Annotated in this window: 5 protein-coding genes; 1 reads left to right on the forward strand and 4 read right to left on the reverse strand. The window is 66.8% G+C overall.

What is annotated here, in order from left to right; all coding sequences use genetic code 11:
• Nucleotides 1–124 precede the first annotated feature (124 nt).
• A complete protein-coding gene (locus ACV7NO_RS11500; protein WP_463406127.1) occupies nt 125–6,991 on the forward strand; it encodes a Calx-beta domain-containing protein in 6,867 nt (2,288 codons plus the stop codon).
• A gap of 31 nt (nt 6,992–7,022) precedes the next feature.
• On the opposite strand, the gene ACV7NO_RS11505 is transcribed toward ACV7NO_RS11500, so the two are convergent.
• The 4 genes from ACV7NO_RS11505 to ACV7NO_RS11520 form a co-directional block, all read right to left on the reverse strand.
• Nucleotides 7,023–7,940 carry an NAD-dependent epimerase/dehydratase family protein gene (locus tag ACV7NO_RS11505; protein ID WP_463406128.1) on the reverse strand — a complete coding sequence of 306 codons (918 nt, stop codon included), beginning with the start codon at nt 7,938–7,940 and terminating at the stop codon, nt 7,023–7,025.
• A complete protein-coding gene (locus ACV7NO_RS11510; RefSeq protein ID WP_463406129.1) occupies nt 7,933–10,116 on the reverse strand; it encodes a glycosyltransferase in 2,184 nt (727 codons plus the stop codon). The genes ACV7NO_RS11505 and ACV7NO_RS11510 overlap by 8 nt, the downstream gene beginning before the upstream one ends.
• Nucleotides 10,117–10,242: 126 nt before the next feature.
• Complete coding sequence (locus ACV7NO_RS11515) at nt 10,243–11,304, reverse strand: mannose-1-phosphate guanylyltransferase/mannose-6-phosphate isomerase (protein WP_463406130.1); 1,062 nt, start codon at nt 11,302–11,304, stop codon at nt 10,243–10,245.
• 78 nt (nt 11,305–11,382) lie between these two features.
• A complete protein-coding gene (locus ACV7NO_RS11520) occupies nt 11,383–15,876 on the reverse strand; it encodes a rhamnosyltransferase WsaF family glycosyltransferase (RefSeq protein ID WP_463406131.1) in 4,494 nt (1,497 codons plus the stop codon).
• Nucleotides 15,877–15,934: the final 58 nt, after the last annotated feature.

The following is a 15,934-nucleotide window of genomic DNA, read 5'->3' on the forward strand; positions in this document are numbered from 1 at the left end:
TTGGTTCGTACGGGAGATCGGGACCATCGCGGCGGACGGGGCGACACAGCCCCGCCCTGTGTTCGCCCTGCCATGCGGCGGGGCGGCCCGATCCTCGTTCGGGTATCAAACGGGGGTCTGGGTCATGGCAGCGTTCACGCCAGGAAATATCGTCGTCGCACGCGTCGGCAGCGGGACGGGCGCGATCACCAGCGCCGCCACCGCGATCTACCTCGATGAGTTCACCGCGGCCGGGGTCCTCGTCCAATCGATCCTGATGCCCAACGCCGATGCCGGCGCGAACCAGACCCTCACCGTGGCGGGCACCTCGACGTCCGAAGGCTTCGTCTCGCGCAGCGCCGACGGCCAGTATCTCCTGCTCGCCGGCTACGACGCCGCCGCGGGCACCGCGGGGATCGGCAGCAGCACGTCCGCCACCGCGCAACGCGTCGTCGGGCGCATCGCCGCCGACGGCACGATCGACACCACCACCGTCCTGACCGGCTTCGCCAGCGGCGGCAGCATCCGCGACGTCGCGAGCGAGACCGGCACCGCGCTCTATGTCGGCGCATCGAACGGCGTCGGCTACACGACGTTCGGGTCGACCGCCGCGCCGGTCGTCCTCGTCACCCAGAACACCCGCACCGTAGAGATCGCAGGCGACCAGCTCTACGAGAGCACCGCCTCCGGCACGCTGCGCATCGCCACCGTCGGCACCGGCGAGCCGACGACCAGCGGCCAGACCGTCGTCAACCTCCCCGGCCTGCCCACCACCGGCTCGCCCTACGGCTTCGTCCTGCTGGACCTGTCGAGCACGGTCGCAGGCGTCGACACGCTGTACGTCGCGGACGACGGCCTCGGACTGCTCAAATATTCGCTGGTCGGCGGATCGTGGACCGCCAACGGCACGGTCGGCACTAACGCCGACGACTATCGCGGGCTCACCGCCAGCGTGACGGGGGGCAGCGTCACGCTCTACGCCACGCTCGACAACGGCACCGCGGCAGACACGATCGTCAGCATCGTCGACGCGAGCGGCTACAACGGCGCGCTGACCGGCACCGCCACCGTCATCGCCACCGCCGCCGCGAACACCGCTTTCCGCAGCGTCGCGCTCTCGCCAGTCGCCGCTGCCGCGCCCGTCAGCAGCTTCTCGATCGCGGATGTCACCGTCACCGAAGGCGCGAGTGGACAGACCAGCGCTGTGTTCACCATCACTCGCACAAGCACCACCGCCGCTGCGACGATCGCCTACGCGACCAGCGACGGCACCGCGACCGCGGGCAGCGACTATGCCGCGACCAGCGGAACGCTCACCTTCGCCGCGGGCGTCGCCTCGCAGACCGTCACCGTCGCCGTGAACGGCGACCTGACGGTAGAAGCGAACGAAACCTTCGCGGTCACGCTGTCCAACGCCAGCGGCGGCGCGACGATCGCGCGCGCCGTCGCGACCGGCACGATCACGAACGACGATCTGGCTGGGACCGTGTCGGTCGCCGACGTCAGCGTCAACGAGGGCGCGGGCACTGCGACGCTCACATTGACCCGCACCGGCGGCACCGGCGACGCGAGCGTCGGCTACGCCACCGCCAACGGCACCGCGATCGCGGGCAGCGACTATACGGCGACCAGCGGCACCGCGATCTTCGCCGGCTCTGCCACGACTACGACAATCGTCGTCCCGATCCTCAACGACACCATTGCTGAACAGACCGAGGCGTTCGCGGTCAACCTCACCGCGGGTGCCGGTAGCCCGACGCTCGCGAACAGCAGCGCCAGCATCACCATCGTCGACAACGACGCGGCCCCCACGCCCGGTACGTTCCAACTTGCCTCCGCCACCGCCCAGGCGACCGAGGGCAACGGCGGCACGACCCCGATCACCTTCTCCGTCAGCCGGACGGGCGGCAGCGACGGCGCGGCCACCATTCCCTACACCGTTACCTTCACCGGCACGAACCCCGCCTCGGCCGGCGATTTCGCGACTGGCCAGACCTTTACCGGCACCGTCGCGTTCGCAGCGGGCGACACCGTCCCAAAGACGATCACGCTCGCCATCGCGGGCGATACCGCCGTCGAACCCGACGAGACGTTCACCGTCTCGCTTGGCACCCCTTCCGCGGGAACGCTCGGCGCGCAGGCCAGCGCGGTCGGCACGATCGTGAACGACGACACCGCCTCCTCGACCGTCCGCCTGCTGAACGAAAACTTCGACGCCTTCACCGCCGCCGGCTTCTCCCCAGCTCCAGCCGCCGGCCAGCTCAATTCGAACGTCTGGCGCGTCGTCGGGCTCAGCGACATCGCCGCGCCCGCCTATGGCTTTACCGGCCCCGCGAACGGTGACTTCGGCCGCGGCGTGATCCTCGGCAGCGCGGATCCGGTCACCGCAGGCGTCTACGCCCCCTCCGCCAACGGCGCGCTCATCCTCCAGCCGACCGGCGCCGAGCTGGAAACCAACGGCTTCATCGAGGCCCGCGTCCAGAACACCTCCGGCGCGATCGTCTCCGACATGGCGGTCGCGTTCGACTGGGCCTCGCGCAACAGCGCGGCGCGCGGTGAGAACATGCAGTTCTCGTACTCGACCGACGGCACCAATTTCACCACCGTCCCCGATGCCGCCTTCACCACCCCAGTCGCCGCCGACACGCCGATCCCGACGACCTTTACCAACACCCGTGAAACCGCGACGCTCACCGGCGTCAACCTCGCCGACCAAGGCTATCTCTACCTGCGCTGGACGCATGTCTCGTCGACCGGCAGCGGCAGCCGCGACGAGGTCGGGATCGACAACGTCACCGTCGACGCGAAGCTCGCCTCGACCGTGTCGATCGGCGACGTCTCGATCGCGGAAGGGAATGCGGGCCAGGCGCTCGCCACCTTCACCGTGACGCGCAACGACACCGCGAGCGCGTTCACGCTCGATTACGCCACCACGGACGGCACCGCGACCGCGGGCAGCGACTATGTCGCCGCCGCCGGCCGCCTCACCTTCGCTGCGGGTGGCCCCGCCACGCAAACCGTCACCGTCGCGGTCGTCGGCGACACGCTCAGCGAGCTCGACGAGACGTTCCGCGTCAACCTGACGAACCTCGTCAATACCACCGGCTCGACCGGCCTCGGCAAGGCGAGCGCGACCGGCACGATCGCCAACGACGACGCGGTCCCGATCCAGGTCGTCATCTCCGACGCCAGCGTGACCGAGGGCAACAGCGGCACCACGCCCGCCACCTTCACGATCACCCGCACCGGCGGCACCGGCGCCTTCACCCTGAACTACGCGACCGCGGACGGCACCGCGACCGCGGGCAGCGACTATGTCGCGCAGACCGGCACGGTCAGCTTCGCGGCGGGCGAGACGAGCAAGACGATCAGCGTCCTCGTCAACGGCGACACGCTGTCCGAACGCACCGAAACCTACACCGTCAACCTGTCGACCACGCAGCCCGGCGTCGTCCTCACCGACGCGCAGGGCCTCGGCACGATCGTCAACGACGACGTCACGCGCATCCACGACATCCAGGGCAGCAGCTATTTCAGCCCGCTGCTCGCCGCGGGCGGCACGACGACGTTCAACACCGCATCGACCTTCACCGTCACCGTTCAGGCGGTCGTCACCGCGGTCGACGGGGTCGGCACGCGGCAGGGCTTCTACATCACCGACCAGAAGAGCAATTGGGACACGAGCGACCTGACGTCGGAGGGCATCTTCGTGATGACCCGCAATGATGCCAATGTCGGCTCCGCGCTCTCCGGCAGTGCGGCCGCCGCGGTGCAGGTCGGCGATCTCGTCACGATCACCGCGAACATCATGGAATACCAGTCGTTCGCGTCGCTGCCCAAGACGGTGCTGACGAACCTGACGACCTTCACCGTCAACGCGCAGAGCCAGGCGCTGCCGACGCTCGTCCTCGACGCGTCGCACCCGATCCCGAATGCGATCCTGACGAACGTCGTCCCCGACTATTTCGATACGCAGGACGATCCGAACGACAGTTTCGACGCCTCGACGCGCGCGTTGTCGTACTTCGAGACGATCGAGGGGATGCTCGTCACGATTCCCGACATGAAGGTGGCCGACGGCGTCGTATCGCTGTCGGGCGGGCGGCCGTTCCTCCAGGCCTATTCGACCGTCCACGCCAACGCGTCCCAGATCAACTCGCGCGGCGGCTACACGATCGCGGGCGATCCTCCGTTCGGCCCGCCCGACACCGCGACGAAGCTCGACGACACGATCCGCGACGGCCGCTTCCTCCACGACGGCGACACCAATCCCGACACCATCGAGGTCGACTTCACCGACTTCGCGGTCGCCGCGCCCACCGGCCTCGCGACGCTCGCCAGCGCGGGGGATTCACTCGGCGACGTCACCGGAGTCATCGATTTCGATTTTACCGATCGCAAGCTGTTCGTCACCCAGCCGGTGACGTTCACCGATACCGCGCAGGTCGCGGAGACGACGACGCTGATCGCGGGCGCCAACGCACTCACGGTGGCGACCTTCAACGTCGAGAATCTCGATCCCACCGATCCGGCGTCCAAGTTCACCGGCCTAGCTAACGCGGTCGCGCAGAACCTGAAACTGCCCGACATCCTGACGATCGAGGAGATTCAGGACAGCAACGGCGCCGCGACCGGGGGCGTCACGATCAACGGCGTCACCTATGGCCAGACCGACGCGACATTGACTTGGGAAACGCTGGTCGCCGCGATCAACGCGACCCCTGAGGCGCGTGCGGCGGGCGCGAAATACCAGTGGGTGGATCAGGAGCCGGTCTATAACGCCGAGGGCGGCGAGCAGAGCGGCAACATCCGCGTCGGCTTCCTCTACAACACCGCGCGCGTCCAGCTCGGTGATTTGCCCGCCGACGCCACGATCGAGCAGCGCCGCCAGTTCACCGACCGCGTCGGCGACGGCGTCCGCGATGCAGGCGACCGTATCGCCTACGCGGACGACCTCATCGCCGCGGAGATCAACACCGCCGACTGGAGCGGCTCGCGCCGTTCGCTCCTCGGCCAGTTCACCTTCAAGGGCGAAACCGTCTACGTGATGGCGAACCACCTGCCCTCGAAGGGCGGATCGGGTGAATTCTACCAGTTCAACCAGAATATCGACGCGGGCGCACCGGATAACGCCGGCTTCCAGAAGCGCGCCGACATCGCGCAGGACGTCTATGCGATGATGAATACGATCGCGGCGGGCACACGCAACGCGAACATCGTGTCGGCGGGCGATTTCAATGACTTCTACTTCTACCGCCCCTTGCAGGTGGCGACCGGCTACCAGCTCGCCGATGGCACGCAACGGACCGGCGGCGCGCGGTTCGACAACCTGATCCTCTCGCTGCCTGAGGCCGAGCGCTACACCTATAATTTCGACGGCCGCAGCCAGGCGATCGATCACATCCTCGCTTCGGGCTCGATGAGCGCGATCGCGACCTACGATGTCGTCCATATCAACACGCTCTACAATTCGGGCGATACCCGCCTGTCGGATCACGACCCCGCCGTTGCGCGCTTCCAGTTCCCGACGACGACCCCGGTGCCCACCCCCACTCCGACGCCAAGCCCCACGCCGACACCGACGCCAACGCCGACGCCGACGACAGGCACGCCCGGCGCCGACATCCTGATCGGCAAGGCGGGCGACACGCTGGCGGGCGGCGCCGGCTCTGACATCTACTCGGTCGTTCCAGGCACCGTCGTCGTCGAACTGCCCGGCGAAGGGTTCGACACGGTCTACAGCGCGGGGAGCTTTGCGATCGGCACCGCGTCGATCGAGTATCTGTCCGCCACCGACCAGGCGGCCACCACGCCGCTGACGCTGACCGGCAACTATCTCGATCAGGTGATCGCAGGAAACTACGGCGACAACGTCCTGATCGGTGGCTCCGGCGCGGATACGCTGATCGGGCTGCGCGGCAACGACACCTATATCGTCGCCGACAGCCGCACGGTGATCGTCGAGGCGGCGGGCGAAGGCACCGACACGGTGCTGACCAGCGTCAGCCTTGCGCTGTCGCCCGATGCGAGCGTCGAAATCCTCTCCGTGCAGGACCAGCAGGGAACCGCCGCGATCGACCTGACCGGCAACGCGTTCGCGCAGTTGATCGCAGGCAACAACGGCGCCAACACGATCGTCGGCGGCGGCGGAGCGGACACGCTCGTCGGGCTCGGCGGTGACGACGTCTATCTCGTCACCGGGCGCGGCGAGATCGTCGTCGAAGGCAGCGCCGGGGGGCGCGACACCGTCTACACTACGGGCGGCTTCGCACTGGGCGACGCGCAGGTCGAGATCCTCTCCACCGCGAACAACGCCGGGACGGAGGCGATCGACCTGACGGGCAACATCTTCGACCAGGCGATCGTCGGCAATTACGGCCGCAACATCCTGAACGGCAACGGCGGGGCCGATACGCTGATCGGGCTGCTGGGCGACGACCTCTACGTCGTCTCCGACGCGCGCACTGCGATCGTCGAGCGTGGCGGCGAGGGCAACGACACCGTCCTCGCGACCACCAGCTACGCCTTGGCAGCAGGCGTCAGCATCGAAACGCTCTCGACGCAGGATGTCGGCGGCACCGCCGCGCTGTCACTCTCCGGCAACGAGGTCTCGCAGTTCGTCGCGGGCAATGCCGGCGCGAACCGGATCGACGGCGGGCTCGGCAACGACACGCTCTACGGCGGCGGCGGTGCGGACGTTTTCGCATTCACCACCGCGCTCGGCACATCCAATGTCGACACGATCACGGACTTCCTCGCCGGTACCGACAAGATCGCGCTGTCGAGCGGCATCTTCGCGGTCGGCTCGACGCTGGCGGCGGGCGCGTTCGTCATCGGCACCGCGGCGACCGACGCCGACGATCGCATCGTCTACGATCAGGCGAGCGGCCGGCTGTTATACGACGCGGACGGCACCGGCAGCAGCGCGGCGATCCTGTTCGCGCAGGTGACGCCGGGCACGGTGCTGGGCACCGGCGACTTCCAGGTGGTCGCGCCGACCACCGCACTTTGAGACGAGGGGCGCGGCGGTCGCGCCGCGCCCTTCAATCCAGCGCTGCGATCATCCGGGCCAGTCCCTCATCGAGCCCGGTCGTCGGACGCCAGCCGAGCACCGTGTCGGCGAGCGACACGTCCAGCACGCAGCGCTCGACATCGACGCTGCGCGCCGGCCGATAGGTCACTGCGACCGAACGACCGCTCGCGCGCTCGTACGCCGCGATCACCTGCGCAAGCGAATGGCCTGCGCCCGATCCGATGTTGATCGCACCAATCGCGGTTTCGACGCGCAGCGCGCGCTCGAACGCCGCTGCGACGTCGTCGATGAACACGAAGTCGCGCACCACCGATCCGTCGCCCCAGATCTCGATCGCGCGTCCGTCGCGTACCGAGCCTGCCAGCGCCGCGACGAACCCCTGGTTGCCCTTCACCGCCTGTCCCGGGCCATAGGGATTGGCGACCCGCAGCGACACCGTCCGCATCCCCGTCCGCCGCGACACCAGCCGCAGGCCCTGCTCGGCGACCAGCTTGGCCAGCCCATAGGAATTGATCGGCAAGGTCGGGTGCGCCTCCGCGATCCGGTCCGCCGCGGTCGCCCCATAGATCGCGCCGCCTGACGAGATGAACGCGAAGCACGCCACGCCCATGCTTGCCGCCAGTTCGGCGACGTCGATCACATGCAGCGCCTCCGCCCCGATCTCGTCGCCCAGCGATGCCATCGACGATCCCGGCCGCGTCGTCCCGCCAAGCCAGATGACGTTCGCGACACCCCGTAAGGCGTCGGTCAGCAGAGAACGCAACTCGCTACGGCCATGATGAAAGCGCACGAACGATACGCCCTCGGGCCGGCGGCTCGCCAGCCCGTGGATCGGAATACCCGCCAGGCTCAGGCGACGCGCGACCGCGGTTCCGACATACCCCGCCGCCCCGATGATGAGCGTCGCCCCATCCCGAATGCTACCCACCATCGCGCTCGGCGACCCACGGGTTCACCCGCGCCGCCTTGGCGATATAGCCCTCGATCTCGCTGTCGGTGGGTTCGCGATACCCGTCGAACGGAATGCTCCACAGGCTCCACTGCGGGTTGTATCCCATGTTGCGTTCAAGGCCCTGCCCCCAGCGTCGATGAAGCGCATCGAGCTCCGCCGCATCCCACTCGATCGCCTCATCGCCGATCGTGTTACCGCGGGTCTTTGACTCGTAGTGTATCACCTCGATGGCGGAATCGTAGATCACGGTGAACCCCGCTTCGCGCACGCGAAGGCAGAAGTCTATATCGTTGTAGACAACGAAGAAATTGCGCTCGTCGAACCCCTTCATTGCCTCGAATCGGTCACGCCGCACCGCCATGAAGGCCCCCGTCACCGCCGCCGCCGCCCGTGTCGTCGACCATCTGCCGCTGGGGCCTGGATCACTTCGCGGCGCCAGCAGTCCCTCATGCACCGGTCCTTGGCGATCGACGCCCAACACGACGCCGGCATGCTGCACCGTCATGTCCGAATAGAGCAGCTTCGCGCCGACCACCCCAACATCGTCGCGCGACAGCATCACCCGCAGGCGGTCGTCCCACCCTTGCGTCATCATCTCCATGTCGTTGTTCATGAACAGCAGATGGTCGCCATGCGCGAGCCCGGCGGCGATATTGTTGGCGCGCGACCAGTTGAACGGCTCGTCCATCGTCACCATGCGGATCACGCCATCGGCGACCAGACGTTCGAGCAGGTCGGCAGTCTCGGGCAGATGGCTGCGATTATCGACGACGAGGATGTCGAGCGCCCCGGGGTGCTGCGCGGTGGCAAGCAGGCTTTCGATGCACGTCCGTAGCGCGTCCGCCTCGTCCCGGGTGGGGATGACGACGCTGATGACGCGATCGTCCGGGTCCGTCGTCAGCTTGGTCAGCGCCTGCGCGACCGCATAGCCCTGAGCGCAGCTCTCCGCCAGGATGTCGGCCGATACCGGCGCGCGCCCAGCCTCGCGCGCCGCGACGCGGTCGGGGTTCGTGCCCGGCCGCATCGTCGTGTGGAGCACCCGCGGCACATGCGCGATGCCGCCATGTGACGCGGCGGCGAGCGAGAGCGCGCGCCGCCATTCGCCCGCGCCGTGTTCGCCCATCAACGGCAGGAGATGATGTGCGCTCCGGGACAGATCGGCGCGAACCATCAGGCACCTTGGCGGCAGCGGCTGGGCCGCCGCAGAATCAATGTCGAACGCCTCGCGAAGGTAGGCACCGGTATGATAGCGTCCGCCCCCCGGACGGAGCACCGCCTCGTCCTCGTCGACATAGGCACCGACCGCATCGGTCGCGCACGCCGCGTGCAGCAGCCAGGTCAATGCCAGCGGATGCAGCGTACCGTCGCCCGTCAGCGACAAAAGCCAGTCCTCGTCACACTCGACCAGCTCCTCGGGCGGCGACGCGGCGGCAACGAACGTCACCCGATCGTCGACGTTCGAAAAGCTCGCCACCGAATGCTTCGCGATCGCTGGTGTCGCCAAAACGGTGCATCGCCAGTCGCGATGTGTCTGGTCTGCAAGCGACATCAGCGTCGCCCGCATCCGCGCAGGAGACGCATCGCCGCAATCGACGATCACGCGCACCCGCTGGTCGGTCCCGCGCGGCGCATGCGGCGGCCGGATCGGGAAGGTGTTGCGAAACGCGTCCCAGGCGTCGACCGGATAGGCGAGCACCCCAGCCCATGCCCGCACCGCCTCGACGCTGTCGTGGCTCTTGCGAACGACCTGCGCGATCTCGTCCCGCCACGTCGTGCGACCGAAGAAGTTGCGTGGCAAGCGATGCCGGTTGCCGCTGTTGACCAGCTCGATACGCGCGGACTCGATCGACGGATCGAGCGCCAGCGATCGAGCATAGGCTTCTGTCGCGTCGTCACGCCGCCCCTGTAGACGCAGCGAATGACCGAGGTGAAGGAACGCGTCCGCCGCGACGGCGTCACCCCTCGTCGCAGCACGATACGCGACCTCGGCATCGCCATGGCGATCGAGGATCCGCAGCGTATGCCCATGCTGCACCTGATGCCCGTACAGCGTTGGATCGGCGATCAGCAGCTTGCGGTACAGGGCCTCGGCCAGTGCCCAGTCGTGTCGGTCGCGCGCGGCCTCCGCCTGCGCGACGAGCTGGTCGATCACGACGGGGTCGGATCCGGAGTCCGCCGCCGGAGCGGATGTCTTGTCGTCAGCCTGCACAACGCTCGCCTCTCTGCTGGCACGAAGCGCTAGGCCACGTGCCGCTCGATCGCAATCGCGGCGTCGCGATCAGCGCTTCATTGCCTCGATCAGCTTCTTGACGTCCTGGCTCCGTCCTCGCGGCAGGATCAGGATATCGTTGCCCGAGGCGACGACGATGAGGTCACGCACGCCGACCATCGCGATCCGCGCGCCATCGCTTCGGACGAGGCAGTCCTTGATATCGATCGCGATCACTTCCCCGCCGCCGACGCCGCCATGTGCGTTGCCGTCGGCGTCCCGGTCGCTGATCTGGTGAAGCGAGTCCCAGCTGCCGACGTCGTTCCACCCCATGCTGACTGGAACGACCGCCACCTGCGCGGCCTTTTCCATAACCGCATAGTCGATCGAATCGTCGGGTGAACGCGCGAACGACTCGGCGTCGGGATAGACTCGCACGCCGTCGCGACGGGCACCGTCCATCGCGGCACGCGTCGCCTCGACCATCGCTGGCGCATGCTTTTCGAGCGCGGACAGATACGCATCGGCGCGGAACAGGAAGATGCCGGCATTCCAGGCGTACCCGCCATCGCTGAGCATCGCCTCCGCGATGGCGCGCGACGGCTTCTCGATGAAGCGCGCGACGCGGTGAACCCCTTCGGCCACCGCTTCGCCGATCGCGATATAGCCATAGCCGGTTTCGGGCGCCTCGGGATCGATCCCGAACGTGACCAGCCAGCCCTTCTCGACCAGCGGCAACGCCGCCTCGATCGCGGCATGAAACGCCTCGATGTCGGCGATGACATGGTCGGACGGCATCACGAGCAAGGGCGACGACGGATCGGCGCACAGCGCGGCCAGTGCGATCGCGGGAGCGGTATTGCGTCCTGCGGGCTCCAGGATCAGCGCGGCGGCGCTTGCATCTGCCGCGGTCAGCTGCGCCTCCACTTCATCGGCATGGCGCGCATTGGCCACGACGATCGGCGCCGAGAAACGCGTTCCGGCCGCGCGCTTGGCCGTCAGCTGAAGCATCGTCTGTTCCGCGGTCAGCGCAAGCAGCTGCTTGGGGCGTTCGGGCCGCGACATCGGCCACAGACGCGTGCCCGATCCGCCCGAAAGGATGACGGGAACGATGACCGGGTGGCTTGGCATCTGAAACTTTCCTTCGTTCAAAATACGATCACTAGTCGGTGGAAGCGCCGCACGAAATCTAGGCAGCCAAACAATTCCTTACAGGGCGCCGCCACGACGATCCCTGCCTCTGAAGAACCGATTGCGCCAGCCCGTAGGTTGCGACCCTCTGATCGGCTGTTCGGGGGATTTCGACGCCTCTGCAAGCGAACCTTGCATCAGGGCGGCTAGGCGATCGATCCATTCGTCGGGAAACGCCTCGTTCGCGCTGGTCGGCCACCGGACCGGGGTCGTCGCGGCGGCGCCTGATGCGACACGACGGACGGCCGCCTCGACCGCATGCGCTATCGCGATCACGTCCGGTTCGGCGACGATCAGGTCCGCGGAAACCGGTGCCATCCGTGCCGGGGTCTTCGTCATGCAGCTGTTGGTGATGGTCACCAGCCCGGCCGCCGCCATCTCGATCGGAACAAGGCTGGGGTGCGGCGTGTACATCAGCGCCAAGCCGACGTCCGACGACGCCAGCAGACGCCGGTAGCCGTCGGCATCCTGCTTGCCGATCAGCCGCAGGAGACGCCCGTCGCCCAGATCCACGGTGCCGGCCGCGTCCGCGCCGACCCCGACGATGTCCCACCCATCAACCAGCCGCCCCAAGGATGCCACTGCGATACGCAGCGCCTCGACCCCGAACTCGTACATGTTGCGCGCAGCATGCGGTTGCGGGCGGGCATAGAACAGGATCCGCCGCGGACGCCCGGTTGCCCCGGGTAATCTGCGCGGCGCGCGCGTGATCGGGTTGTCGAAGGTTAGCCAAGGGATTGAGGACACCGCTCCGTCCGCGAACTGCCCCACCCGTTCCTTGATGAAATAACTGCGCAGGATCTCGGTCGAATACACCCCCGCGTACGGCAATGCATAGGTTGCCTCCGCGCCGCGATACCAGGTGCCGAGGTTGAACGTGAACGGTTCGTATTCCTGGACCAGATAGGTAAACCGCGACTGGCCAAGCTGCGCCCGGATATCGTCGACGATATGCGCAGACCACCATGTCGTCGCGATCAGGGCATCGTAGGCGTGGAACCCGATAGGGTCCGCCCGGGTGCCGGCGGCCACGATGTCGGCAGCCTCAAACGCGGGGATCAGTTCCGGAAAGGCCTGCCCGACATCGGCGATGGCGCGATAATCAACACAGGGTTCATCCACCAGGATCAGCCGGACGCGATATCCCCGTTCGATCAGACGCGCGACCAGTGACATCTTGCTGTGATATCCACCGAAGAACGTCTTCGGGTTGATCTCGGGCAGGAATAGGTTGATGCGAAAAGCGCACTCGCTCTCCAGCCGTATCGGGATCGGTGCGATCTTCTTTGCGTAGTTCGTGACACTCTCGTCACCCAGCCTGCCGGTGAGTGCAGCGCGGGCGTCGAGAGTGTCGATCGTGTCGTTGGCCACGCGTGTCAGCAAACCGGGCATGGTGCGCAGGCAATGCATCGAGATGATGGTGGCCTCAAGACGATAGTCGATACCGATCGTTGCGGGATCCCCGCCGGCGCGTCGCTTCAGACGACGCCAGATCCGGATCGCGGACGGGATATCGATGCATGCCCCTTCGACGAACCTGCACAGTGCGTTCGCTAAGCCTTGGGCGAGCGGGTCATGCCATATGGGCACCCTATCCAACGCCTCTCGCACCAGAACGAACCTCTGGAGGAGTTCGGGCAGCGCCTCGTCCGCAGCGCGAAGCGCGGCAACGTCGCGTGCGCTCCACCCGGCAGTGTTTGGCCGGCGTGCTGCCGCCCGCAGGCGGTCGCGAATCTCGCGCCACTTGCCGACATGCGTCTCCCGCGATCCCGAGAAGCCCAGCACGTTCTGGCCATGCTGGATGTAATCGTAGAGCGGCTCGGCCACGTATGTGATCGGCCCAAGCGCCGCCGCCAGCACCGCCAGCCACTGGTCGTGATACAGACCGACATAGCGCGGGAACGGCACCATCAGATCAGCCAGCGGGGCGGTGAACGCCGATGCGGCGCCCGTGATCGCGTTGGCAACCGCAAGGGTCAACGGGTCATTGTGATGAGCTTCACGCGAGTCCCAGAACGTCGGTGCGATCACCTCACCGTCCGGACGCACCACCCGCATGTCCGAAAATGCGCAGACCGCGCCATCGTCCAGAGCGGCGGCAAGTCGGGCGACCTTGTCCGGAAACCAGGCGTCGTCCTGATCGGCGAACACGAAAATTCCGGACGTCGCGGGCCGCATCAACAGCGTCCGCTCGAAGTTCTGGACGAACCCCAAATTGGCCGGCGCGCAGGACAGCTCGACCATGCCCGCCAACGCAGTTCCCTTGCCTACCTCGAACGGTGGCGCGACCGATGCATCGTCGGAAACGACCAGCGCAAGTCGACGACTTCCAGCCAGCCTCTGGTCCGCGATCGTCGAAACCTGACGTTCGAACGCACCGGCCGGCGGTTCGTAACTGGCCATCAGGACAGCGATATCGGCATCGACCGCCACAGGCTCTGGTGTCTCCGCCACGCGAAGAGTGACGGACGGCCCGTCGAAAGTTCGCCACACATTGTCTCGCTCGAAGGCGAAGACGACCGGCAAGCGGTACAGGCCGAGCCCCACCTCCGCGAGATCCACCGAGAACCATGCACAATAGCCGGCATTCACCGGCGCTTCGCCGGACAACGACGACAGCGCAATCTCCTCGTGGATCAGCGGTAGCGTTACAAACCCACGCGCGGTTTCGAACGGTGTGTCGCGCAGCCAGATGTCGGCAAGTCTTGCGCCGGGCATCGATGCTGCGCCGCTGATGTGAAACCGACAGCGTTGCCCGGCGAACGCTACGATCTCACCGCCATGCGAAACGGTACGGATCGCCTCGCCGTGCCGCCATACGGCCTCGCTGACTCCGTCATGGTTCGGGGCTGCGTCCGACAGGGTCAGGACCGCATCGCGTGCGTTCGAGTCTCCCACACGCATGGTCGCGTCTGGCAGCGCCCGCGGAAAATAGGGCGCGATCCGCCGCGCCAGATTAGCTGGATCCGCACGTCGACGGTCGAAACGTCCATGGGCGATGAAGTGGGCCAGGGGCTCGAACCCGGGATCGCCCCTCCGGACGATCGCCGCCAGATCGGGATTGGCCGCCAGATAACAGCGCTCGTCATAGAAAGGCGACGCCGCACGCATGTCTGCCGCACGATTACCGTGCAGATAACGTGAGAACGCGTTGGGAAAGGCCGCGCCCTCGGCCGGCGCCGGCGCATGGCGATCATACCAGTCGGCATCGAACACCCTGTTCGGACGCCGCCCCTCCTGCCAGCCGATGATTACATAGTGCCCGAACGGACCGATCCCAAGCTCGCTCGGATCGACGCCGTCGATCGACAGCGCTTCCCCGGACCGATAGAAATCCGCATCGAACTCGGTGCCCGCGGCATGGCCATGCACGGTACCGTCAAATGCCGCCATGTGCTCCAGCGCGGTGCCGAAGACACCCAGGCGCAGCGCTTCGACAGCCCCCGGGGTACGAGCGAGGTAACGAGACGGAACGAAGAACGGATTGGGAGTCAGGCCTCGCGTCTCTCCTCGCGCCACGTAATCAACAATCGCGTCGAGCAGCGAGGCGTCGGCGTGAAGTCCCGCCTGCGCCGCGTACCAGCCGCCATCGAACAGCGGCAACATTTGTGCGCCCTGTTCGCGATCGGTCGCGGCGATGGCGGCAAGACGACTGATAACGTCGTCGGTGCCCCCGCCCAGCGCAGTCCTGTTGATGATCTTCGATGTTGCAACACGTTCAGCATTCGACTCGACTGTCGCAAGGCGCGCCGCGTCTTGACGCGCAGGCCGCTCGGCAGTGAGGCGGATCGAATCGATCGGGTGCTGCACCGCGGTCGCATTACGCGTCAAGCTGAGCACGATGGACGAACTGGGCGCATCGATCCGGATCGGGTCGCCGATCGATACGGCGACCGCCCGCGGTACTCCATCGACGTCAAGGAAGGTCAAATAAGCCCGCCCCGCGTTTCGCGCCTCCACGCTCAGCCATATGCTCGCCACACAATGGAGTGTCGGGTCAAGCGCGAGGTGAACCATTAATTCGGCGCCGTCCGGAGATTGGTCCAATACGGTCTGCCGCGCCCCCGAAACCCGAGCGTCGATTGCCATCGCGGCACACAACAGCGGAGTGCGTTGACCCGCCGCAAAAGCCGCGCTGCGAGCAATCCGATGCCATCCCCAATCGTCGGGATTTCCCAGCATCTCGAGGACGTGGGGATCGCTAAGGAACGCTGCGAGCAGGCTCAACCAGTCGCGCGAACGCGATACGGCCTCCCGCCCGGCGTCGCTCATCCGCACGAAACCCGCGAGCCATTCGGCCGTCTTCCCCGAAAACACGTCGCGGAAGCGCGCGGGCGTGGTGCCGTGCTCGATCAGCGGACGGGCAACCCCGTCGCGGAATTCGGTGGATCGTAGCAGATTGCGAACGACATCGTCCGGTGACAGCGCGAGCCATCCGGTGCCGTCCCATCCGCGCTCGACTGGGCGACCGAGGAACACGGTGTATGCAGCCATCACATCGTCGAGGGTCAATGGACGGGGCCTTGCTGGAATAGGACGATCAGGTGAAATTTCACGACCTTGTGCTCCG

The sequence above is a fragment of the Sphingomonas sp. Ell38C01 genome (genome assembly GCF_055231975.1).